The sequence below is a fragment of the Bowmanella denitrificans genome (assembly GCF_002887595.1).
Taxonomy (GTDB): Bacteria; Pseudomonadota; Gammaproteobacteria; order Enterobacterales; family Alteromonadaceae; genus Bowmanella; species Bowmanella denitrificans.
The window spans coordinates 12,653-34,734 of the sequence record NZ_PEBU01000017.1 but is presented as its reverse complement, the minus strand read 5'-3'; the positions used below and the strand labels follow the sequence as shown (position 1 = coordinate 34,734).

20 protein-coding genes are annotated in these 22,082 nt (G+C 51.5%); 5 read left to right on the top strand and 15 right to left on the bottom strand.

Annotation, left to right across the window (positions count from 1 at the left end):
- Positions 1–204 precede the first annotated feature (204 nt).
- From CSR04_RS22720 to trmB, 3 genes are read left to right on the top strand one after another with little or no spacing between them, the layout of a single operon-like run.
- Positions 205–1,161 carry an ABC transporter ATP-binding protein gene (locus tag CSR04_RS22720; protein ID WP_102798641.1) on the top strand — a complete coding sequence of 319 codons (957 nt, stop codon included), beginning with the start codon at positions 205–207 and terminating at the stop codon, positions 1,159–1,161.
- Positions 1,154–1,924 carry an ABC transporter permease gene (locus tag CSR04_RS22715; protein ID WP_102798640.1) on the top strand — a complete coding sequence of 257 codons (771 nt, stop codon included), beginning with the start codon at positions 1,154–1,156 and terminating at the stop codon, positions 1,922–1,924. The genes CSR04_RS22720 and CSR04_RS22715 overlap by 8 nt, the downstream gene beginning before the upstream one ends.
- On the top strand, positions 1,924–2,583 hold the full coding sequence (gene trmB / locus CSR04_RS22710; RefSeq protein WP_102798639.1) for a tRNA (guanine(46)-N(7))-methyltransferase TrmB: 660 nt from the start codon (positions 1,924–1,926) through the stop codon (positions 2,581–2,583). Before CSR04_RS22715 ends, trmB begins: the two co-directional genes overlap by 1 nt.
- 4 nt (positions 2,584–2,587) lie before the next feature.
- Here the strand turns inward: trmB and CSR04_RS22705 are convergent, their stop codons facing one another.
- From CSR04_RS22705 to CSR04_RS22690, 4 genes are all read right to left on the bottom strand, one after another.
- The gene (locus CSR04_RS22705; protein WP_102798638.1) at positions 2,588–3,697 is read right to left on the bottom strand and encodes a mandelate racemase/muconate lactonizing enzyme family protein; all 1,110 of its coding nucleotides are present in this window, start codon (positions 3,695–3,697) and stop codon (positions 2,588–2,590) included.
- A gap of 8 nt (positions 3,698–3,705) precedes the next feature.
- Complete coding sequence (locus CSR04_RS22700; RefSeq protein WP_102798637.1) at positions 3,706–5,601, bottom strand: serine hydrolase domain-containing protein; 1,896 nt, start codon at positions 5,599–5,601, stop codon at positions 3,706–3,708.
- Positions 5,602–5,623: 22 nt separating this feature from the next.
- Positions 5,624–6,802 carry a dipeptidase gene (locus tag CSR04_RS22695; protein ID WP_102798636.1) on the bottom strand — a complete coding sequence of 393 codons (1,179 nt, stop codon included), beginning with the start codon at positions 6,800–6,802 and terminating at the stop codon, positions 5,624–5,626.
- Between the two features lie 223 nt (positions 6,803–7,025).
- Positions 7,026–8,171, bottom strand: coding sequence for an alpha/beta hydrolase (locus tag CSR04_RS22690; protein ID WP_102798635.1), 1,146 nt, complete (start codon positions 8,169–8,171; stop codon positions 7,026–7,028).
- A gap of 212 nt (positions 8,172–8,383) precedes the next feature.
- Between CSR04_RS22690 and CSR04_RS22685 the strand changes: the two genes are divergently transcribed.
- Positions 8,384–9,064 (top strand): GntR family transcriptional regulator, encoded by a 681-nt coding sequence (locus CSR04_RS22685; RefSeq protein WP_172449465.1) that lies wholly within the window; start codon positions 8,384–8,386, stop codon positions 9,062–9,064.
- Here the strand turns inward: CSR04_RS22685 and CSR04_RS22680 are convergent.
- From CSR04_RS22680 to CSR04_RS22655, 6 genes are all read right to left on the bottom strand, one after another.
- Entirely contained in the window at positions 9,040–10,191 is a 1,152-nt protein-coding gene (locus tag CSR04_RS22680; protein WP_102798634.1) for a YkvI family membrane protein, read from the bottom strand. The genes CSR04_RS22685 and CSR04_RS22680 overlap by 25 nt on opposite strands.
- A 42-nt stretch (positions 10,192–10,233) precedes the next feature.
- Positions 10,234–11,280: an N-acetyltransferase DgcN family protein gene (locus CSR04_RS22675; protein WP_172449464.1), complete on the bottom strand. Its 1,047-nt coding sequence runs from the start codon at positions 11,278–11,280 to the stop codon at positions 10,234–10,236.
- A 28-nt stretch (positions 11,281–11,308) separates the two neighbouring features.
- Positions 11,309–13,567 (bottom strand): TonB-dependent receptor, encoded by a 2,259-nt coding sequence (locus CSR04_RS22670; RefSeq protein ID WP_102798633.1) that lies wholly within the window; start codon positions 13,565–13,567, stop codon positions 11,309–11,311.
- A 364-nt stretch (positions 13,568–13,931) separates the two neighbouring features.
- On the bottom strand, positions 13,932–14,399 hold the full coding sequence (locus tag CSR04_RS22665) for a GNAT family N-acetyltransferase (RefSeq protein ID WP_102798632.1): 468 nt from the start codon (positions 14,397–14,399) through the stop codon (positions 13,932–13,934).
- 11 nt (positions 14,400–14,410) lie between these two features.
- The gene (locus CSR04_RS22660) at positions 14,411–15,088 is read right to left on the bottom strand and encodes a nitroreductase family protein (RefSeq protein WP_102798631.1); all 678 of its coding nucleotides are present in this window, start codon (positions 15,086–15,088) and stop codon (positions 14,411–14,413) included.
- 122 nt (positions 15,089–15,210) lie between these two features.
- Entirely contained in the window at positions 15,211–15,924 is a 714-nt protein-coding gene (locus CSR04_RS22655; protein WP_172449463.1) for an EAL domain-containing protein, read from the bottom strand.
- A 147-nt stretch (positions 15,925–16,071) separates the two neighbouring features.
- On the opposite strand from CSR04_RS22655, the gene panP reads away from it, so the two are divergent.
- Positions 16,072–17,685, top strand: coding sequence for a pyridoxal-dependent aspartate 1-decarboxylase PanP (gene panP, locus CSR04_RS22650; protein WP_102798688.1), 1,614 nt, complete (start codon positions 16,072–16,074; stop codon positions 17,683–17,685).
- Positions 17,686–17,687: 2 nt separating this feature from the next.
- Here the strand turns inward: panP and CSR04_RS22645 are convergent, their stop codons facing one another.
- The 5 genes from CSR04_RS22645 to pcnB form a co-directional block, all read right to left on the bottom strand.
- Positions 17,688–18,374, bottom strand: a complete 687-nt coding sequence (locus CSR04_RS22645; protein WP_102798629.1) for a hypothetical protein — start codon at positions 18,372–18,374, stop codon at positions 17,688–17,690.
- Positions 18,375–18,413: 39 nt separating this feature from the next.
- A complete protein-coding gene (panC, locus tag CSR04_RS22640) occupies positions 18,414–19,268 on the bottom strand; it encodes a pantoate--beta-alanine ligase (RefSeq protein WP_102798628.1) in 855 nt (284 codons plus the stop codon).
- A 10-nt stretch (positions 19,269–19,278) separates the two neighbouring features.
- Positions 19,279–20,073 (bottom strand): 3-methyl-2-oxobutanoate hydroxymethyltransferase, encoded by a 795-nt coding sequence (gene panB, locus CSR04_RS22635; protein ID WP_102798627.1) that lies wholly within the window; start codon positions 20,071–20,073, stop codon positions 19,279–19,281.
- Positions 20,074–20,152: 79 nt separating this feature from the next.
- Positions 20,153–20,662, bottom strand: coding sequence for a 2-amino-4-hydroxy-6-hydroxymethyldihydropteridine diphosphokinase (folK, locus tag CSR04_RS22630; RefSeq protein ID WP_102798626.1), 510 nt, complete (start codon positions 20,660–20,662; stop codon positions 20,153–20,155).
- Positions 20,659–22,008 (bottom strand): polynucleotide adenylyltransferase PcnB, encoded by a 1,350-nt coding sequence (gene pcnB / locus CSR04_RS22625; protein WP_102798625.1) that lies wholly within the window; start codon positions 22,006–22,008, stop codon positions 20,659–20,661. The genes folK and pcnB overlap by 4 nt, the downstream gene beginning before the upstream one ends.
- Between the last annotated feature and the right edge of the window lie 74 nt (positions 22,009–22,082).

Here is a 22,082-nt window from a genome sequence, read left to right as displayed (position 1 = left end):
TCCTTGATGCCATTCCCGTACAGCTTATACCAAATACCTGAAATCCTCTTTGCCTTGTGTTAAACAGCCGGTTGAGATGCTTTGTTGAACGCTAAATAGCGCAATTGGCCTGAACAAGGTTGAAAATTCAGCCTGCTGTCCCAATCATTGCTCAACTTAACGATTTCCATATCCCGCAATCCTGCTCACTCCAACAGGAACAGCATGACTAAACAAAAAGCGTTACAAATCCAAGGACTGCGTAAGACCTATCGAGGCGGCGTTGAGGCCCTTAAAGGTATAGATCTGGAAGTTCAGGAGGGCGACTTTTTCGCCCTGCTTGGCCCAAATGGAGCTGGGAAATCCACCACCATCGGTATTATTGCCAGCCTGGTCAATAAATCCGCCGGCAAGGTGGCGCTGTTTGACGATGATATGGACAAAGATCTGGTTAAAGCCAAATCCCATATTGGTTTAGTCCCACAGGAATTTAACTTTAACCAGTTTGAGACCCTGTTGCAGATAGTGTGCAACCAGGCCGGCTATTATGGGGTACCACGTCATGTGGCCGTGCAACGTGCAGAAAAGTATCTCAAGCAACTGGATCTGTGGGAAAAGCGCGATATGCCTGCACGCACTTTGTCTGGTGGTATGAAGCGCAGGTTAATGATTGCCCGGGCCTTGATGCACGAACCTAAGGTGCTGATCCTGGATGAACCCACGGCCGGAGTGGATATTGAAATCCGTCGCTCCATGTGGACCTTTCTGCAAGACATAAACCGTCAGGGTATCACCATCATTCTCACCACTCATTATCTGGAAGAGGCGGAGATGCTGTGCCGCAATATCGCCATAATCGATAAAGGGCGTATTATCGAAAACACCAGCATGAAGGGGCTTCTGGCCAAATTAAATATTGAAACTTTTATTCTTGATTTGCCTGCCAATAGTCTCAAGCCTCACCTGGAAGGCTTTACCTTCCGCCAGGCAGATGACCATACACTGGAAGTGGATGTTCCTAAGGCTACGGGGCTGAATAGCGTATTCAGTCAGCTCTCCGAGCAGGGCATTCAGGTACTGAGCATGCGCAACAAATCCAACCGACTGGAAGAATTGTTTGTGCGCCTGGTGGAAGATGGTCGTGCACAAAAGGTGACTCCCGGGGAGGCTCAACATGGCTAATTTGCAGTTTACCGCCCTGAAAACCTTGTGGCGCAAAGAATGCACGCGTTTCCTGCGCATCTGGGTACAAACCCTGGTGCCACCAGCTATTACGATGAGTTTGTACTTTGTGATATTTGGTAACCTGATAGGTAACCGCATCGGCCAGATGGGCGGCTTCAGTTATATGGAGTTTATCGTTCCCGGCCTGATCATGATGTCGGTGATCACCAATGCCTATGCCAATGTCTCCTCTTCGTTTTTTAGCGCTAAGTTCCAGCGCAATGTGGAGGAGTTGCTGGTTGCGCCTTTATCTAACTGGATTATTATTCTCGGTTTTATTGGTGGTGGCGTGGCACGCGCCCTATTGGTTGGCTTGATTGTTACCCTGGTGTCATTATTTTTTGTGGATATTCAGATTCACCATCCAGTGATGCTGGTGACGACGCTGGTATTGACCGCCACCTTGTTTGCCGCAGCGGGGCTGGTGAATGCCGTGTATGCCAAAACCTTTGATGATATCAGTGTTATCCCTACCTTTGTGCTGACCCCCCTGACCTATCTGGGCGGGGTATTTTATTCACTCACCTTGTTGCCTGAATTCTGGCAGTGGGTTAGCAAGGCCAATCCGGTTGTGTATATGGTTAACGGTTTTCGCTACGGTTTCCTCGGCGTGTCCGATGTGGGCATTGGCACATCCCTGGCAGTATTAGTCGCCTTTAACCTGGCGTTATTCGCCACCGCCTGGCATCTGATCAATAAAGGCGTGGGGATCCGCAGTTGATGGGTGAATCAAAAGTCGTTACCAGTAACCAGAGCGGGCCTCACGAGAAGCTGGAAGAGTTGGTCAAACGGCACCTGGCCAGCGACTCGCAAAAGCCTTTTAATCAACATACTCTGGATGCCTTTGCCGAGGCCCAGACCTGGCTGGATAACTGGCAGGGACCACTGATCCTGGATTCCTGCTGCGGGGTAGGTGAAAGCACGGCCGTAATTGCCAGCCTTTACCCCGAAGCCAAAGTCATTGGCGTCGACAAATCGGCGCTGCGTACCGCCAAGCATGAGCGCGGCTATGCGGTGGATCAAGACAACTACCTGGTGCTGCGCGCCGACCTCAATGATTTCTGGCGTTTAGCGCATCAGGCCGGCTGGCGCCTGCAAAGGCACTTTTTGCTCTACCCCAATCCCTGGCCCAAGTCGATGCATGTCAAAAGACGCTGGCACGGCGGAGCCTCCTTTGCCGATATTCTCAAACTGGGTGGTACTTTAACAGTACGCAGTAACTGGCCTTTGTATATTGAAGAATTTGCCCTGGCCCTTGGCATTGCCGGTATCAAAGCCAATCCTGAACGCTATCAGGCCGAACACCCGATGACCCCCTTTGAACGCAAGTACTGGGCCAGCGGCCAGCAAAGCTGGCAATTAGAGGTGGAGCTGCCCTGACGGCCTATAAACGAATGCAATACGGGGTGCGTAAGCAGCTTTCGTCCACCTCGGCACCGTGGCCGGGGCGGTCGCTTATCTGCATAAGCCCGCCATGTTGTTCTGCGTAACGCACCCCGCCCCGGATGGGGTCCTGCCGGAACTGATAGGCGGTATCCAGGTCGATAAAATGGATATTGCCCCTGGCCAGAGCCAGATGGGCGGCCGCCGACACGCCAAGACGGCTTTCGGCAAAACAACCAATCATACATTTAAGTCCTGCGGCTTCGGCCACAGCACTTATCTTCAGGGCAGTAAAAATTCCCCCGGCCTTGCCTAGCTTGATGTTCAGATAGTCGGCCGCGGCCATATGAGCCAGATTAAGCGCATCAATATGACTGAACAGGCTTTCATCGGCACAAACAGGAATCGATTGTCGCTGCCTGAGCTCTGCCAGTCCCCTCACATTCCAGGCCGCCAGCGGTTGTTCCACGTAGTCCAGGTTAAGGCTTTGCATGGCGCGCAGGCTGGCCAGCGCGGTGGGCAGATCCCAGCCCTGATTGGCATCAATACGGATAGCAATATCAGCACCAGCCAGTTCCCGTACTGCCGCTACGTGTTCAACATCCTTAAGGCCATCGCGCCCCACCTTCAGCTTGATAGCAACAAATCCTGCCGCCAGCACTTCCTGCGCCTGCGCCAGAGTATCAGCCACGCTAGTCTGCAGTCCTATAGTCATATCGGTGCGCAATTCCCGCAATTGTCCACCCAAAAACTGGTATAGCGGCATACCGGCCGCCTTGGCGGCGATATCATAGAATGCCATATCAAAGGCAGAGACAAGTGAAGGCTCACCACAAGTTGCATTGAACAGCTCACCTACCCTGGATTCTATAGCCAGCGCATCCTGCCCCAGTAAAATCTCCGCCAGTTGTCTGGCTGCCAGATAGTTGCTTTGCTGACTGTCACCAGTAATAGCTGCGAAGGGGCTGGCTTCCCCCCAGCCATAAATGCCGCTGTCGGTGGTCAGCTTCACCGCCACATTGTGCGCAGCGGTGATAGTTCCGCGTGGGGTACTGATTGCATGACGAATCGGCACATCCAGATTGGCAATATCAACTTGTATGATTTTCATATATCCGGCTAGCTATAATAGTGGAACCCCAGCAGGTTCCAGTGCAGGCAAAACCACAACATGGCGAACCCAGCCAGCGTTACCAGGCTATAGCGGATGCGAGCCCAGCTGCCAGCCAACAGGCGATGGCGCCAAATCTGCACTGCATAAAAAGCATGGGCCAGTAGCAGCGGTACCGCCAAGATAGGGAAGCATAGCGCCAAAGTAAAAGAGGTTGGCAGGTTAAACATCAGCTCCGGCAACTCAGTGGTTAAGGCCGTCAGTAACAGAATAACAAACAACAGATTACTCAAGGCTAATCCAGCAGACGCCAGCCAGGCACGATATTCGATACCCGTTTGGCTGCGCCACAGACGCCACTGATACACCAGACGCAGCACCACACTGCAGAAGATAAGCAGGCACAACGCCAGCAACAGCAGATTAAAATTCAGGGTGTCTTGTAGTGGCGCTTTATAACTTTGCGCCACCCCCATGCCATCCACCACAAACCCGCTAATGCTGCCATCCGCATCCTGTTGAAACGCGATCTGCTGATAACCATCTAGCTGTCGGAACAGGTTGTGGTCCACTTCCAGGTAGCGCTTATCACCAATCAGCAAGGTGTTGTCATCCAATGCCGCGACTTTGGTTTCGCCAAGCATGCGACGCAGGGATTCCGCCTGGCTATAGTTATTGCGCCAGCTATGGTAAGTGCCGATATATTTGTCTGCTCGCCCGGCAAAATCCGCCGGGGGTGGAATCGCCGCAACCGCTCGCGGAAAAAAGGCGTCATAGAAGGATTTCACCAGGGCTTTGTGGGGTTCAGGGCCGCCAGGCGAGCCACTAAAGGACGTAAACAACATCAGATTTTCTTGTCTGGACAAACCAAAATGCGAGAAGAAAATCAGCGTCGCACCATCATGGCCGTATATATCCAGGCCGTCGGCACCGTACTGGCGTAAAAGTAATCCCAGTCCCATGCCACGTACCCGTGGATCATGGCTAAAGCCGTCATCCAGCATACGTTGCAAGGTATCTGCCTGCAGAATACGGCGTCCGTTAAATTCACCGTCATTCAACAACGCACCGGCAAACTTGCTCATATCAAGCGCGGTGGTAGCCATCGCCCCGGCCGGGCCAAAGTTGCTCACCAGTTCATAACTGATTTCCTGCTCACCACGGGGGTGGTACTTATAGTTTTTGGCCATACGCGGCTGCAAATCCGCTGGCAAAGGTTCTGCAAAACTGGAATGTTGCATATCCAGCACAGCAAAAATATGCCTCTGTACATAGTCATTAAAGGGCTGGCCGGCAACGTTTTGTACAATCAGCCCGGCCAGCGCGGTTGCCCAGTTAGAATAAGCCGTATGCATACCAGGGGGATTGACTCTTTGTGGCTGATATTTGGCCAAAGATTCGGCCAGCGGCATCAGGCGCTCAGGGTCGTCAACAATCAAGTAGCCCAGCCCACCGTCTTCGAAGCCAGCGGTATGGGTCATGATGTGGCGCAGGGTTACCGGCTGACCAGGCCAGCTGTCCTCGATCTGGAATGACTTAAGATAGCGGTTTACATCCGTATCCAGGTCCAACCTTCCCTGCTCAACCTGCTGCATTACCGCCACCCAGGTAAAAAGTTTGGAGATCGAGCCAGGCCTGAACAGACTGGTGTCAGGGTCCACCGGAATGCGCTTTTGCAGATCTATGTAACCATAGCCTTTGGCAAAAATAATTTTGCCGTCTTTCATCACCATCACCACCCCGGAGGGGTTATGGGCGCGTTCCATGGTGGGCTTAACAGCCCCGTCTACAAAGGCTTCGACCACAGCAGGATCATTAATATCCAATGCCGTTTGTGCCTGAACACTGAGGGTGAACAAGAGCCCGGCCAGGAGATTAAGCAGAATAATGCGCTGTAACGTCATAACGATTGACTCCAATGTTGGCTCAGGCTTGCCAGATTTCACCCAGCACCCGTTTAAAATTGCCGCCCAGGATCAAGCGGATGTCCGCCTCGCCATAACCGCGACGCAACAAGGCATCGGTCAGGTCATAGATCCGCTTGGGATGGTCAAAACCGTCTGTGTCCAGCTTGTCTCTGAAGGCATAACTGGACTTATACTGGGCTTTCAACATATTCAAAAAGGGCGCAGGAATGTCATCATAGCCATCCATGTCCATATCCGACCCTACGCCGACGTATTCCACCCCCACCTGCCTGGCGATATAGTCAATATGATCAATCATGCTGATCAGATTGGTGGGCTCGCGATGACTGACAAACTGGCGAATACCGGTAATACCCATGACGCCGCCGGATTTCGCCAAGGCTTTGATCGCCTCGGCCGACTTGCAGCGAATATGGCCTCCGGCAAGCTCACGCACATTGGAATGTGTAATCAGTACCGGCTTAGTGGACACCTCAAAAGCATCCAGGGTGGTTTGGTCGCCGCAATGGCTCACATCCACCGCCATGCCCAGCGTATTCATGCGCTGCACCACATCTACACCAAAGCTGCTCAGGCCACCGTCGTTGCGGTCGGTAGAACCAGTGCCAATCAGGTTGCGACTGTTGTAGGTTAGCTGGCTGATGCGCTGCCCCAGGGTGTAAAACTGGTTAATATCATCCAGGCTACGGAAATGATCTGAATTCTGGGTGCCAACAATAAAACCCACCCGCTGGCCTTTTTTCAGATTGTCCAGATCGCTGATACTATCGATGCGTTGCAAATGCTGCGGATGCTCGGCCGCCAAGGCATTCAAACGGGCCACAAACGCTAACGCCTCATCCGCTCCCACTCCCACCGCGGGATGAAATACATCGGTGCCACTGGACAAAATCAGGCGCAGATACTTTTCATCCAGGCCATAGCCATCTTCCAGTTTGGGTTGTTTGCTGGTGGCGGCCTTTATGGTCTGCCCAAGCGGCGCCATCAGCGACAACATATCAAAGACCTGCGTGCTTTGAACTAATTCAATCACCTTGGCACTGTAGCGGGATTCACTGGCCGCAAAGACCTTGAAACTGCCCAAATTCAGCATAGGAACCGCAACAGCGGCGGCCAGACCAGATTTAAGAAAAGCGCGTCGGCTAAGTGGATATTTCGTGTTTCTCACTGTTTTCATTATTTTTCTCCAACACTTTGTGGGGGTGGCCGAACGGCATGCTAGGTGTCAAGGGTCCAGCTTCACATGCCTGCCGTCCGGCCTGTCCGTCTCAGACAACAACCTGGCGATGGCTGTCTGTGGCAGTCGGACTGGTTACACTTTAACCGTGCGCAACATCTTTTGTACAGCCCTTTTACATATTTAGGCTGTTTTATTTTCATTATTGAAGGGTTTTGCCCGCTCAGTCCATCGATTGGCTGGCTGTAACTGGCTGCAAGGCCATAGGTCTGACCTTACTTAGCAAGCTATATAAATATTTTCCTGGCTCTTCATTAATCACAAAGTGGGCGGAATGCTGGAATGCAACATATTCTTTATGCGGGGATTCGACCTGTTCGAACCAGTTCTTAACCAGGTGGGTAGGGGTTTGCAGATCATGCTCGCCCTGAAAAATAAACATCGGCACGCTAAAAACATAATGTTGCGGGTACTCGATTTCATAGTGGTAAAGATCACGAATGAGTTGCCGGGTTGCCAGTGAAGGCTCGGAATTTGTGATAAAACTCAGCAGTTCACCGATGCTGGTATCCGGTGACAATACCGCATCCAGAGTCAAATGGGTGCGAAAGTCATCGGTAGGGTCACGCAACGCATAAATAGAACCAGCAAAGCGGGGCACATATTGTTGTATGGCCTGGATATGCGCCATTCCTTGGTCGGCGTCCGGCCACTGGCTAAGCGCCTCCAGGGCGTTAAAGGTGTCTATATCCCCTTGCTCTTCAGCCAGCACCATCATCTGCCTGCGACTGCCTTCAAATCCAGACTGCCAGCCCAGTGCCTGCCCAACGCCCACATAGGCAGACACCAGATCAGGGCGTTTAGCAACAACGCCAAGACCGAGCATGCTGCCCCAGCTATGCCCCACCAGCACCAGTTTAGATTGTCCAAAACGCTGGGTTACATGCTCCATCACGGCGACTGCGTCCTCGACCATAGTGGCATAGTCTGTCACGCTGGCGGCCTGATTATCAGCGATAGAGCGTCCGGCCCCCCGCTGGTCCCATTCCACCACGGTAAAATACTCGGTAAGAGGCAGCAATAAACGGTGTGATAGCGGTGTAAAAGCACCACCTGGACCACCATGTAAATCCAGTAACAACGGATTCGATAAATCCCTGCCACGGACCCGGATATACTGGCGCACACCATTTATTTGCAGATAGAAGGATTCGTCTATGCCGCCATTATTGGTATTGAGCCACAGAGCATTGCGATTTATCTCCTTACCAGCAGAAACAAGCTGATAGACGGAGCACAGCGTGCCCAGCACAAAAATCAGGGCGACCAATATTAATCCCAGGGGAGCCGATATTTGCCACTTCTTCATCCTTTACTCCATTGTGTTTAGTTGCTGCCCACAGGGCCAGAAAGAAACACCATATCGCTTGGCAAATCAATTTAACAGCCTTTTTACAATATATGGCTGTACAAAATACAGGAAATCATCAACATTCTCCGCAATCAGTAGCTCTATCGCTTGAATAGATGGGTCAGCTGGTGTATTAATTTTTGAGCCTCAACCAAGGTCAATGCACACAAATGGACAAAAATAAAATTAACGATGCCTCCGAGGCATACAATATCGTGATGGACGCTATAGTGACCCAGGCTCTGCCGCCCAGTCACAAGGTGTCTGAGAATATTCTCAGTGACATGTTCGGCATCAGCCGCACTATTGCCAGAAACTTGATAGAACGGCTGATTGCCCAGCAATTTCTGGTTTCGCTGTCACCTCGCATTACCCAGGTTGCGCCGTTAACCTTGCTGGAAATAAGGCAAAATTTCACCTTACGCAAAATGCTGCTGCCAGAGGTGATCTCTCTGGCTGGCGCCAAGATTGATATCGAGCATATTCGCCAGTTGAACAAAAGAATTCAGGGCTTATTGCCGGTTAAAGACGACCAAACCGCTCTGCAGCTGCTAAAAATCAACAAGGAAATCAATCTGGCTTTTTGTGCCCCGGCTGGCTACCCGTTAATGAATGACTGGGTTCGGCAACTGGAAGACACCGCCATGCGCATTTACTGGCTGTATATTAAAACCCGCCAATCTTTTCCCTACTCTGGTGATCAACAAAACAGCCTACTGGATCTCATCAAGGGTGACGAACCCAGGGCCATTCAGGCGCAAGTTCAGGATATGATTGCCCAGACCGAGGAGCGTATTTTAAACGCCATATTTTCACACAAGCAGTTCTATACCCAGGACCTGCTGGTCTGAGTCTTTTGGCCTTTGCTCCGGGCCTTGGAACTGCGCAAAATACGCACCAGTCCGAAGGTCAGCAAGGGCAGGATAACCACCACCAGGTAGGCATAGGACAGCATACCGTAGCCCTTGGCAATCAGCGTTACCAGGCCAAACTGTTCAGCCAGCAACATGGCCAGGCTTAAGCATCCCAGGGCAATAGCCAACCGGTAAGTTTTGGGTAAGGTTTTATGCCGTTCCTGGAAAGCACCAGCAACCCGTTCATTTATTGCATGAATAATTCCTGCGCCAGTTTCCACAAAAGTGCCGAACAAAATAAGCTGAAACACCACAAAGAACCATATGGCGCCCAGCCCCTGCAAAAGCGCTGTGACTGGCACCGGCGCACTGATAATGTGTGGATACTGGGCCAGCATCGCTATAAACACAAAGATGCCCGGCACTATACCAATTACCCCAGCCAGGGCACCGGCCCCCAAAGCTTGTTGGCGACTGTGCAAATGGCGGGTCACAAACAATACGGCAGCCAGGGCATTAAGATTGTAGGCTGCATAGCGCACTCCGTCCCAATACCAGATGGTACTTGTGTTTGGTTCACTGCTGAAAGAGGCCGCAATATCGCCGCCAAAATCATGTACAACCCAAAGCAGAAAACCGGCATACACCAGATACAGTAGTACCGACCAGAACGTCAGCGCGCGCTCTATCACCCGGGTTCCCAGATAAGCCAGCAAGCCTATACAGGCCAGCAATATCAGCGTGCCCCAAATACCCGGCCAAGCAAATAGATCGGTCACCATCTGCGCTGCCGCAGAGCCAAGCACGGCCAGTACCAACAGGGCAATTAGCAAGTAGATCAACTCAAACAGTACCCAACCTGGCCCCAGCAGTTGTTTGAAGAAGCGCCGGTAATCATGGCTGTGGGTGAGGCGGGAAAACTCAAATGCAATAGCCAGCACAACGCTCCAACACAGGCTGGCTACCAACATGCCCAGTAGCCCGTTAACCGGGCCATGCACCAGAAAAAATTCGGCAATTTCCCGCCCGGTACCATAGCCGCCACCCACAATCACCGACTGAAAGACCAATCCTGGCAAAAAATAGCACTGCAATAGGTTTCGTATCCTGCCCGAATTAATCATCACTTCCTCCCTGACTGCACCGGCTGGCTTGCCTCAGCAGCATCATGCCAGTTCGGCCTGACCATGCCAAACCCGTTGAATCTCATCCACTATGGAGGCGCAGCCATCGGTCAGTGGGTCGACACAAGGCAGGCCCGTTTCCTGTGTCAATGCCTGTAAATATGCCGTTCTTTTATGCGGCGCCAGACCGGAAGTATTTACACAGATACCTACACAGCGGACCTTGGGGTTGGTCAGGCGCGCGCACTGGAGATTAAGCGCGATACATTCACGGATAGATGGCAACTCATATTGCTTACAGGTACTGATTTGTGTGCGGGTGGCGTCGTGGCAAACTACCAGGGCATCAGGCTGTGACCCATGCAGCAGACCGAGACTGACACCGGCATAGGACGGATTAAACAAAGAGCCCTGACCTTCAATCACATCCCAGTGTTCCTTGTGATTGGCGGGGGAGATCACTTCAGCAGCACCGCAGATAAAGTCTGACACCACCGAATCCACCGGAATACCGCTCCCGGCAATCATAATACCGGTTTGGCCTGTAGCTCTGAATGTGGCTTGCATGCCCTGCTCTCGCATCGCTTTAACCAATGCCAGAGCGGAGTATTTTTTTCCCACCGCACAGTCTGTGCCCACCGTCAGTAATCTCAGACCAGTGCGTTTTTCACCTGTGCCAATAGGTAAGCGTGGTGGCGCCCGGCGCACATTAATCAGGGCCGCACCAGAGGCACTGGCGGTTTCTACCAACCCAGGGATTTCGGCCAGGTCAGTATGCAGACCACTGACAATGTCCATGCCCATGGCCGCTGCTTCATTCAGTACTTTGCTCCAATTAGCGCCGATACCGCCGCCCATAGGGGCAACACCAATAATCAAACTGCGCGCTCCGGCCAGCACCGCATTCTGAATACAGAGCTCGGGCACGCCAAGATCGATACTGCAGCCCGGCAGGCGAATTTGCCCCACCACGGCCTCTGGACACCATTGCACTATACCCGCACCAGTCTTGGCATAGAGCATTTCGGTGACATCCCCCAGAAAAACCAGATAAGGGGTTTTTAGCTGCACATTGGTTATTTGGTTCATACCCTGCTCTCTCCCGGAAAATACAAAATCAGAATGAATACGTGGCCGACAGACCTATAGTGCGCGGCTCCACAGGGGTACCGGTGATATCCATATTGCCTGTACCGGGAATCATCTGGGCGTTGAAGCTGGCATAGTCATCGGCGTCCAGCAGATTATTCACATACAGGTTCAGCACCAAATCCTGCCAGGCCATTCCCACGCTCATATCCACCAACAGTGTGTCATCGCTGTCCAGATTGATCGTTGGGTTAGTCGGGTCGCCATTGTTAAACGCCGAAGGGAAGCTGTCGCGATACCTTACCCCGGCCGTTACCCAGCCATAAGTGTCGCGGGACAGATCAAACTCATATCTGGCAATAGACGACAAGCTCCAGCGCGGCACGCCGGGCAAATCCGCACCGGCCAGACCAAACAAGCTGGGCTCGTCTTCATTTAAAGTACTGTTGCTGTAGGCCATAGACGTTTTGATAGTAAAGCTGGAACTGGGGCTGATGGTCAGCGCCCCTTCGAAGCCTCTGGCCGTTACCCCGCCTCGGGCATTGCCTTGGGTACGCAAACCAAAAAAGGAGGCGTAGGCCTGGAAATCCTGCCAATCGATATACCAAAGGGCCGCGTCATAGCTGAACAGACCATCGGCCCAATCTCCCTTGGCACCGATTTCATAACTCCATAAATTGTCCTGATCCACTGTGGGTTGCGACAACAATTGCCCGGTTACAGGGTGATTAATCGACAGATTGGCAGATGCAGGACGATAGCCGCTGGCAACTCTGGCATACAGGGACATATCTTTATGCGGGCGATACCTGGCGGTCAGCAGATAGGTCTGAATATCTGCCTCCGCGGTTGGCAGGGTCAGGTCTTCACTGGCACCAATCAGCAGCCCATCGCGCAGATAATTCAAAGCCAGTTCGGTATCGGCGTAGCGCATGCCGAGGGTCAGATCAAAGTCATCACTCAGATAGTAAGTCAGGTTACCAAAGGCCGCCATTTCCTTGTAATCACTGGGGAAGGCCGCCAGTAAGCCGACGATTTCCGCTGGCAATGCCAGTATTTTTTGTTGGTTCTGGGTGGATTCATCGGCCAGATATAAGCCCGCAATCCATTCCAGTTTACCTTGTGCGGTAGAGGTGATCCGCAGTTCATGCGTGGTCTTTTTTGACTCCACATCCACAGTGACCGGCACAGTATCGATACTCCCCGGCGTCATACCAGTCAACTGTTCGATAATGGGGGCATACAAGGGTTTACCATCTTGCGCCAGGCCGCTGGTGTATTTCACATAACTACTGGTGAAATTGACAACCGCCCCATCCATTTCATATTCCAGGCTGCCCGACAACATGCGCTGAGAGGTATTTTCATCACCAAAGGTACGGTTTGAGGTCAGCTTGCCGTACATTTCCTGTTTATCCAGTCCGGCAATATTCACCGCCGAGCCCATGCCAAAACTCGAGTTTTGTTTTAATGCCTTGATACGCAGGCTGAGTTTATCAGTGGCATCAAACAGCATATCTGCACTGTAGCCATAGTTTTCCCCATGGTTGGCATCCTCCCGTATGACGTCACCCGTTAGTGCATCTACCTGATCCACATAACCGGCATCATCAGCGGAAAAACCAGCCAGGGTGATGCCCAGCCGGTCTTCCACCAGTGGCAGACTATAAAAGCCGCGATACAGTTTATTGACGCCGCCGCCTTTAGTAGCAGACATATCTGCCGTCAGCGCCCCCCTGGCGTCAAACAAGGCTGGCTCGCGGCTGATATAACGGATGGCACCGCTGATAGCTGTGGCACCAAATAAGGTTCCCTGCGGCCCTTTAATCAGTTCCACCCTTTCCACGTCACCTAACAAACCATCGAAAAACAAGCTGTTACCTTTGGCGAAACTGCTGTTACTGGTCAGTGGTACATCATCAATGTAAATCGCCGTTACCGCGGTTCCTCCCAACTGACTGACACCACGGGCAGTAATTGAACCCCGCCCTCGCTGACCGCCTTCGCTGATCACCTGATAGCCAGGGGTATAGCCGATGACATCACTGATTGAGGTCAGACCGCTTTTCACAAACTCATCGGGGTTAACGGCGCTAACCGCAGCCGGTACATCCTGAATACTCTGCACCCGTCTTGAAGACGTCACGGTGATTTTCTCTACCGCCTCATTGGCCGCACTGACTTCCAGATCCTGCGCAACATCCGCCAGGGATGTCAGTGGCCAGCCTGCCGTCGCTAAGCCTGCCAAGATAAGTGAGTATTTAGTTCCCGGTTTGTTTCCGTTCATCTTCCACCTCAACAACCTGTTGTTTTATAAATGTTTTATTTCTTATTTCTGGGGTTGGTTCGGCAAATCTGACCGGCTTAACCCTGCTTCTGTATACACTTTAGTCACACAGCAAGATATTTGTACAGCCTTTTTTAACATTTTAGCTGCGCTATTTTTACATTAAACAACTTAAGGCAGGTATTTCTTGTTAGACCGGATAGCAAGGCAGCTCAAACGCGCAATGCGTAGATAAGCGGCCGCAGACTAGCAGAAATACTGAAATTTCAGTTAACAGAAATGCGCTTACGCTGAGACGCTAAGGCAGCGGGGCAAGGCTCGCTAAGACATATCAACGGACCTGTTGCCTTAGCGAGACATAGAATTACTCAGATGGCAAAGATGGGGGGCTTACAAGATCAATCAAAAAACTGTAACCATGCTGTACAAAACCAAGGTTTTTGTAGAACTCGTGCGCCTTTTCACGGCGCAGACTGGATGAAAGCATGGCCTTATAACAGCCTTTTTCGCGGCAAAGCTCTAATGCGTATTGCATCATCACCCGGCCAACGCCCTGGCCCCGATGTGAATCGGCCACAACCACATCTTCAATAATGGCTGACTTAGCGCCCTGATGCCCCAGATTATCCACAATTAACAGCGCGAATGTCCCCACCGCTTGTTCGGCCTGGCGGGCCAGGTAGAGTTTATAGTCAGGATAACTGGCCATCCGCTCAAAGAGTTGCTGCGCCTGTTCCAGGCTCAGTACGTCCTTGTCAAAGTCAGGCTGAGCATATAGCCCTAACACCTCAGATAAGGAATCTTTGCTGACTTGTCGGATACTGATGGACATCGCAGGTTCCACTAAATAAAGGTCGCAATCTCATCCAAAGATTTTTTCACCAGCGCGTGTTCGGGCACAGTGGCGTCTTGGGCGGGATAACCGGCAATTAACAACATATAGGGTCGTTCATTATCTGCATCGCGTTGACAGACTTCGGTCAGGAAGCTCATGGGTTTGGGGGTATGCGTCAGGGTAACCAAACCTGCCTGGTGCAGGGCCTGAATCAAAAAGCCGGTGGCCAGGCCTACGGATTCATGCACATAGTAATTCTGCTGATTATCTTCGGCATGAATGCCGCCGCGCTTCTGACTGAAAATGGCGATCAACCAGGGGGCATTTTCAAGATAGGGTTTATGCGCATCGGTACCCAGGGGCTTTAACGCGCCCAGCCATTCCTCACCAGCCCGCCCAGCGTAGAAAGAACTTTCCAGGGCTTCGGCCTGTTCGCGAATTTGCCGCTTTACATCCGGGTCCTGAATGGCAACGAAGTGCCAGGGCTGGTGATTGGCCCCGCTTGGCGCGGTACCTGCAGCACGGATACAGGTTTCAATCAACTCCCGGCTGACAGGCCGATCAGAAAATGAGCGGATGGTATGGCGGCGTTGGCAACTGGCATAAAATGTTTTAGCCCGATTGAGCATTTCTTCAGGAGAAAATTCCTGGTAATCGCTAAGGGGAACACAGGCATGGTCTTGCATGGGGCACGTCCTTTTTTATTTGATTCGCTGCAACGAATAAGTACCTTAACCTAACCAAATTGGTCAACCAGAGGCCGCTTGATTAACTGCTACATTTTATTTACATCTGTCAACTAAAGTGCTCAGTTCAGGTATGCCTGAGGACGGCTGAAATAAAAACCCTGCCCATAACGAATGCCCAGCCCTTGTACCGCTTCCAGGGCGGTTTTGTCCTCAATATGCTCGGCAATCACTGCAACACCCCGCTGCTCAGCCAATTCATTCAGGTAGCCAACGAAATCCATTGCTTCCTGATGCTTAACCATCTGCTTGATAAGGGCACCATCCACTTTGACCCCATCAATGGGCAAATCGAGAATACTGGTGATATTGCTGGATATAGCCCCGAAATGGTCGACAAATAAACGTACATTCAAGGTTTTGCAAATCGCCAGAAAAGACAAAAAGTCATCGCGGAAATCAAAGGCCGTAGAGGCCATCAACTCCAGAGTTACACGGCTGGGATCCGGATAATCATCCAGAAATTCAGCCAGAAACTTGGCAAAACCCGGTTCGATAATGTCCTGCTGACTGATGTTGATACTAAATGCCATATTGTTGTTACGAAAGTAGCTGGCGCAGCGATAAAAAATACGCTGGCTCAGTTCCCCAAAACACTGGTGCCGCTCCACCAGATACAGGAATTCGCTGGGTAGGAAGGTGCGCTCATCATCGGTGACCAACCTTGCCAGGCATTCGTAACTCCACACCGCATGGTGCTGTAAGTCCATAATGGGCTGGAAATACGGCACGATGCGCTCAATATCAAATAATCCGGCTATCTCTTTAATTCGCATGCAATTGTTCTTCTCAGTGCGCTTGTCTGAATATAGCAGTGACCGCTTAGGTTGTAACCGATTTATCATACACAGGAAGTCTGGCGGGTGACGAAGCAGCGGAAAAGAGGTAAAGTCCGCCACCGGACGGTTCAATTGAGAATGTCAGTGACAAATGCCCAAGCCAGTCTGGCTCATCTGTATCGCGTATTTACCAAGCCGGAAGGCCAGGACTCAAAGCTGGCGCAAATTGAACAGCACCTGTCCGACAATCTTGCCGATTTTTTATCCCGTCATGTAGTCGCCAGCCCCCGCTCACTGGAAGATATTGAGCAGGACTTCAGTGAGTCGCTCCTGCCCGAGCAACCGCAGTTTGTATCTGAACATGCCCAGCAACTGCTGGATAAACTGGTAGCACATTCGGTAAACACCTATTCACCGCGTTTTATCGGCCATATGACCTCGGCCCTGCCTTATTTTCACCTGACCTTGTCCAAGTTGTTGGTCGGGCTGAATCAGAATTTGGTGAAGATTGAAACCTCCAAGGCGTTTACCCCTTTGGAACGTCAGGTGCTGGGCATGATTCACCGTTTAATCTTTAATCATGAGCCGGACTTCTATCAGCAGTTTCTGCACAACGCCGGCCATAGCCTTGGCAGTTTTTGCAGCGGCGGCACCATCGCCAATATCACCGCACTTTGGGTTGCCCGCAATCGCCTGCTGAAAGCCAGGGGCACATTTCGCGGTATTAGTCAGGACGGCCTGCTGGCCGGAATGCAGGAATATGGCTACAACAGCTTATCCGTCATCACCTCCAGGCGAGGCCACTACTCCTTAGGTAAGGCAGTGGATGTATTGGGCTTAGGTCGTAGTAGCCTCATCGCCCTACCCTGCCCTGACCAGACCCTGGACCCGGCTCTGGTCCTGAAAGAAGGTATCGCCATACAAGCACAGGGTGGCAAGGTATTAGCAATTACCGCTATCGCCGGCACAACCGAAACCGGCCATATTGATCCCCTGGATGAACTGGCCGATGTGGCTGAAGAGCTGGGCTGTCATTTACATGTAGATGCAGCCTGGGGCGGTGCAACGCTTTTTTCCCGGCGTCACGGCAAACTGCTCAAAGGCATAGCACGAGCCGATTCGGTGACCCTGGATGCCCATAAGCAAATGTATGTCCCCATGGGCGCGGGCATGGTGTTGTTTAAAGACCCTGACGCAGGCAATCAGGTGCGCCACCATGCCCAGTATATTCTGCGCCATGGCTCAAAAGACCTGGGAGCCACCAGCCTGGAAGGCTCGCGAAATGGTATGGCGATGATGCTGTACGCTTCCTTGCATATTCTTGGGCGCAGTGGCTACGAGCTGCTGATTGACCAAAGTCTGGAAAAAGCTCAGCGATTTGCAGATATGATTGAAAAACATGGCAATTTTCAGCTCACAACGGCACCGGTACTGTGCCTGCTGACATACCGTTTAGTACCGCAGGTTGTGCAGGACAAACTACAGGCCAGTCCGGATCTGGCAGCCAGCATAAACCCGCTACTTGATGAATTAACGGTTGCCATTCAAAAACACCAAAGAGAATCCGGGCATTCCTTTGTGTCCAGAACCAGGCTGGAGATCCAGGCCTATCCTCAACAGGCTATCAATGTATTTCGCGTAGTGCTGGCCAATCCCCTGACCAGTGACGAAGATTTAGCTGAAATTCTGGCTGAGCAGAATCGTCTGGCAGAAACCTTGCCTCAATATCAGCAAGTTATCCTTGCCTGTGGCAGATAAGACTATTCCTTTTTAGGGCAGTCATCTACCACTTTACGCAATGCTTTTTCGACTTCAGGCAGCAGGCCAGCATAACGACTGTGAAGATAGTGGTATACCTTATCACTGTAAATCGCTGGTAGGGATATTTGCAGCTCTGCGGCATCAATCATTTGAATGTTTTGGTAAGACAATGCCAACACTGCATATTTAAGACGTTTCAGTTCCAAAAGTTTAAGAATCTGTGCGTGGGATACTAATTCCATCCGCTTAATCTTACGATGCCGCAACGCGAAGCTCATGGCATTCTTGCCGCCAAGCAGCCCCACTGTCTGTGTGGGGTCATCCAGTATCTGCTGCTGACAAAGGCTGTCAGAGGCACAAACCAGATAAACTTCCACATTCATCAAAGGCACATTGACCTTGAGCATTTCCGGCAACTGCTGTTCAACTAGAGAAAATTTAGCCGCAATGCCATCCACTTCGCCGCGATTACCCACAATAAATTCGCGCTCCCCGGCCACCTCAACAAATTGCAGATCAATGCCAAGGTGGCTGTAAGCCATACTCAGGTCTTTTTCTATCAAACTAATTTGCGGATGTTTGATTGTGCTGATCAAAAGGCGGGGACGGTTGTTTTCAGCTTCTGCAACGAAAATTTGCGCCCCCATTAGCATGATTATGGGGGCGCACCATTGTCTGGTATCCATACTTATCCCTTTTCCGTTGTTCACAGAAAAGTGTAGCCGCTATTCCTTCAGTTCAACCTGAATATTATCAATCAGCCTGGCACGACCTAAAAAGGCCGCCCCCAGAATAACTAAATGGCTGTCTTCATGGCTGGGGTGCAGCAAGGTTTCTGCAGAACGTATCTCGATATAGTCAGGTTTAAAACCAGCATCCATCAGCTTTTGCTTATGTTCCTGAATCAACCTGGAAAAGTCCTTCCTGCCCAGTTGCACCGCTTCGGCTACTGATTGCAGAATACGATACAGGGTGGGCGCCACTTCCCGTTCATCAGTGGTGAGGTAGTTGTTCCTGGAGCTCATGGCCAGGCCATCCCCCTCCCTGACGGTGGGCACACCATGGACCTTCAGATTCATGGATAAGTCCGTCACCATGGCTTTGATCACCTGGAGCTGCTGGAAGTCTTTCTCACCAAAAAACGCATGATTGGGCTGCACCATATTGAACAATTTGCAGACAATAGTGGCTACGCCGCGAAAATGTCCGGGACGACTGGCACCGCAAATCATGTAGGAAATGCCCGGCACCTCCACAAAGGTTTGCTGTTCCAGACCTCTGGGATAAATGTCATCGACCTGTGGGGTGAACACCACATCCACCCCCAGCGATTCCAATGCTGCCAGGTCATGGGCCATGGTGCGCGGATAGGCAGCTAAGTCTTCATCAGGCCCAAACTGCAAGGGGTTAACGAAGATAGATGCCACTACGACATCCGTGACTTTTCTGGCCTCTTTTACCAGGCGCAGATGGCCGTGGTGCAAGTTGCCCATGGTTGGCACAAAGCCAATGACCTTGCCTTCAATCTGCCAGCGACGCCTGATTTCACGCAGGCTGGTGATATCACTGATCACTTGCATAACGTTCACCTTAATTAAAGCTGTGCTGCTCGGACGGGAAACTGCCGCTTCTGACTTCGTCGATATACTGGCTGACAGCCTTACGGATATCGCCGGTTTCGGCCAGATAGTTTTTGGAAAACTTCGGCATATAGTTGGCACTGATGCCGAGCATATCGTGCATCACCAGTACCTGACCATCGGTGCCGGGACCGGCACCTATGCCGATTACAGGAATACTCAGCGCCGCACTGATACGTTGCCCCAGTTCAGTGGGAATGCATTCCAACACCAGCATCTGGATTCCGGCCTGTTCCAGTTCTTGTGCCTGGGCCAGCATGTCATCGGCTGCACTTTGCTCGCGGCCCTGCACCTTGAAACCTCCCAACTTATGCACAGACTGTGGGGTTAAGCCAAGATGACCACATACCGGCACACCACGTTCAACCAGGCCGGCTATGCTGTCACACAACCAGCTACCGCCTTCCATCTTGACCATTTCAGCGCCTGCTGCCATCAGCGTGGCGGCATTAGCATAGGCCTGCTCTTTGGTGGCATAAGACATAAAAGGCATATCAGCGATAACAAAAGCGCGCTGCGCGCCTTTCTTCACTGACTTGGTATGATAAGCCATCTGCTCCACCGTTACCGGTAAGGTACTGTCTTCACCCATCAGCACCATACCCAGGGAGTCACCTATCAGCATTACATCTATGCCTTGTTCATCAAAAAGTTTGGCGAAACTGGCATCGTAGGCCGTAATTACACTGATCCGCTCGTTCTGCTGTTTCATTTTGAGCAGCGTCGAGATCGTCACTTTTTTCATAGGTTACCCCCGCGTCGCAACAAGCGATTTATCCCACCTGAGTATGAACACGCTTGGTCATACCCCTAATGCTCCATTGTCAGAGTTGTGCCAGTTTCTGCTTTACCTTATGGCTATCCAGCAAGGTTAGCAGACCGTTTGCCGGGCAATGAGAGATAAGATGACTCAGCGGTCGTCCATCCGGCATCACCAGTTGTGGCGCAATCTCAAACAATGGATACAATACAAACTCCCGCTCCGCCATTCCGTAATGAGGAATGATCAGCTCAGGTAATTCAATCACTTGATCGTCAAACAACAGGATATCCAAATCCAGGGTACGCTCACCCCAGCGGCGTTCCCTTATTCTTCCTTGTTGGTTTTCTATGCCTTGCAAGGTGTGCAGCAATGCCAGTGGCTCAAGCTGAGTGTCAAGCGCAGCAACGGCATTGACGTAGTCAGGTTGATCCTGAGGTCCCATCGGTTTACTGGTGTAAAAAGACGAGCAATCCACCAGCCTGGCCGTCTCTTGCATGGCATTTAGTGCGTCAAGCAACTGCTCTGTGGGCCGATGCAAATTGCTGCCCATACCGACATAGCAAAGGCTCATTGTGGTTGTGGCTTCTTGCGAGCTTTGGGCTTGCGCCGCCTTTTGCTGCGATTAGCGCCGTCGGCATGCTGCAATTTGTCCAGCATCCCCTTACGCTGCTCAGCGTCGGCGTCCTGAAACTCGGTCCACCAATTGGCCAGGGATTCAAGTTCTCCCCCTTCAATACCTGCACGCAATAGCAGAAAGTCATACCCGGCACGGAATTTGGGATGTTCCAGCATCTGATAGGCACGACGACCAAAGCGGCGCGACAACCTGTGCTGTAGCATCCATATATCACGAATTGGCAGGGTAAAACGCTTGGGGATCATAATGCGCTGCAGTTGCTTGTGCAGCACATCGTTCATGGCCATATTAAAGGCATCCTGTCCGCTCAATCCGCTTTCCGACTGCAGCTGCTGGCTGCGCTGTTCAACCGGGTACCACAGCAGCGCGGCATAAATAAAAGCCGGCGTAACGCGCTGGTCATTATTGACCCGCTCATCGGTATTAATCAGCACTTGTTCAACAAACTGGCATTCTTTGCTGCCTGACACCTTCAGCATTGACTGTAGTTGCGGAAACAACTGGCCGAACAGCCCATAACGCTGCAACAGGTGATAGGTTTCCAAACCTTTACCGGACAAGAAAAGCTTCAGCACTTCTTCAAATAAACGCGCCGGTGGAATATTGGCCAGCAGCGGTGCCAATTCAGGAATAATATTTCCGGCTTCAGGGGCTATCTGCATATCCAGTTTGGCGGCAAATCTGGCGGCACGAAGCATACGTACCGGGTCTTCACGGTAGCGGGTCTCAGGATCACCAATCAGGCGAATTTTTCGCTCTTTGAGCGCCTGCATACCACCAGCGAAATCCGTCACACTAAAGTCGGCGATACTGTAATACATGGCATTGCAGGTGAAATCCCGGCGCTGAGCATCTTCTTCAATACTGCCAAATACGTTATCGCGCAGGATTAACCCTTCATCACTATGTTTACTGAGCTTATCATCCACTTCGTCAGTCTGTGACTGATGATGGCCTCTGAACGTCGCTACCTCGATCACTTCCCTGCCAAACACCACATGGGCAAGACGGAAACGTCGGCCGATAAGACGGCAATTGCGAAACAGTGCTTTAATTTGTTCAGGTTCAGCGTCGGTGGCCACATCGAAATCTTTGGGATGCAGGCCCAGTAGCAGATCACGTACGCAGCCCCCCACCAGGTGCGCCTGAAAACCCGCATTATGCAGGCGATACAACACCTTCAGTGCATTTTCACTGATATCTTTACGGGATATGCCATGCTCGGCTCGCGGTACAATGACGGGCGTCAGCTTGACCTGTGTTGGCTGGCCACCAAACACTTGCTTTACCTTGTTTATGACTCGGGAAATAATAATGCTGTCTCCTACGGAGCCCTTAAGCCTAAAAAATGGGC

Coding starts and splice junctions, on each gene's coding strand:
- CSR04_RS22720 (WP_102798641.1), top strand. CDS start 205: ATGACTAAACAAAAAGCGTTACAAATCCAAGGACTGCGTAAGACCTAT.
- CSR04_RS22715 (WP_102798640.1), top strand. CDS start 1,154: ATGGCTAATTTGCAGTTTACCGCCCTGAAAACCTTGTGGCGCAAAGAA.
- trmB (WP_102798639.1), top strand. CDS start 1,924: ATGGGTGAATCAAAAGTCGTTACCAGTAACCAGAGCGGGCCTCACGAG.
- CSR04_RS22705 (WP_102798638.1), bottom strand. CDS start 3,697: ATGAAAATCATACAAGTTGATATTGCCAATCTGGATGTGCCGATTCGT.
- CSR04_RS22700 (WP_102798637.1), bottom strand. CDS start 5,601: ATGACGTTACAGCGCATTATTCTGCTTAATCTCCTGGCCGGGCTCTTG.
- CSR04_RS22695 (WP_102798636.1), bottom strand. CDS start 6,802: ATGAAAACAGTGAGAAACACGAAATATCCACTTAGCCGACGCGCTTTT.
- CSR04_RS22690 (WP_102798635.1), bottom strand. CDS start 8,171: ATGAAGAAGTGGCAAATATCGGCTCCCCTGGGATTAATATTGGTCGCC.
- CSR04_RS22685 (WP_172449465.1), top strand. CDS start 8,384: ATGGACAAAAATAAAATTAACGATGCCTCCGAGGCATACAATATCGTG.
- CSR04_RS22680 (WP_102798634.1), bottom strand. CDS start 10,191: ATGATTAATTCGGGCAGGATACGAAACCTATTGCAGTGCTATTTTTTG.
- CSR04_RS22675 (WP_172449464.1), bottom strand. CDS start 11,280: ATGAACCAAATAACCAATGTGCAGCTAAAAACCCCTTATCTGGTTTTT.
- CSR04_RS22670 (WP_102798633.1), bottom strand. CDS start 13,567: ATGAACGGAAACAAACCGGGAACTAAATACTCACTTATCTTGGCAGGC.
- CSR04_RS22665 (WP_102798632.1), bottom strand. CDS start 14,399: ATGTCCATCAGTATCCGACAAGTCAGCAAAGATTCCTTATCTGAGGTG.
- CSR04_RS22660 (WP_102798631.1), bottom strand. CDS start 15,088: ATGCAAGACCATGCCTGTGTTCCCCTTAGCGATTACCAGGAATTTTCT.
- CSR04_RS22655 (WP_172449463.1), bottom strand. CDS start 15,924: ATGCGAATTAAAGAGATAGCCGGATTATTTGATATTGAGCGCATCGTG.
- CSR04_RS22645 (WP_102798629.1), bottom strand. CDS start 18,374: ATGGATACCAGACAATGGTGCGCCCCCATAATCATGCTAATGGGGGCG.
- panC (WP_102798628.1), bottom strand. CDS start 19,268: ATGCAAGTGATCAGTGATATCACCAGCCTGCGTGAAATCAGGCGTCGC.
- panB (WP_102798627.1), bottom strand. CDS start 20,073: ATGAAAAAAGTGACGATCTCGACGCTGCTCAAAATGAAACAGCAGAAC.
- folK (WP_102798626.1), bottom strand. CDS start 20,662: ATGAGCCTTTGCTATGTCGGTATGGGCAGCAATTTGCATCGGCCCACA.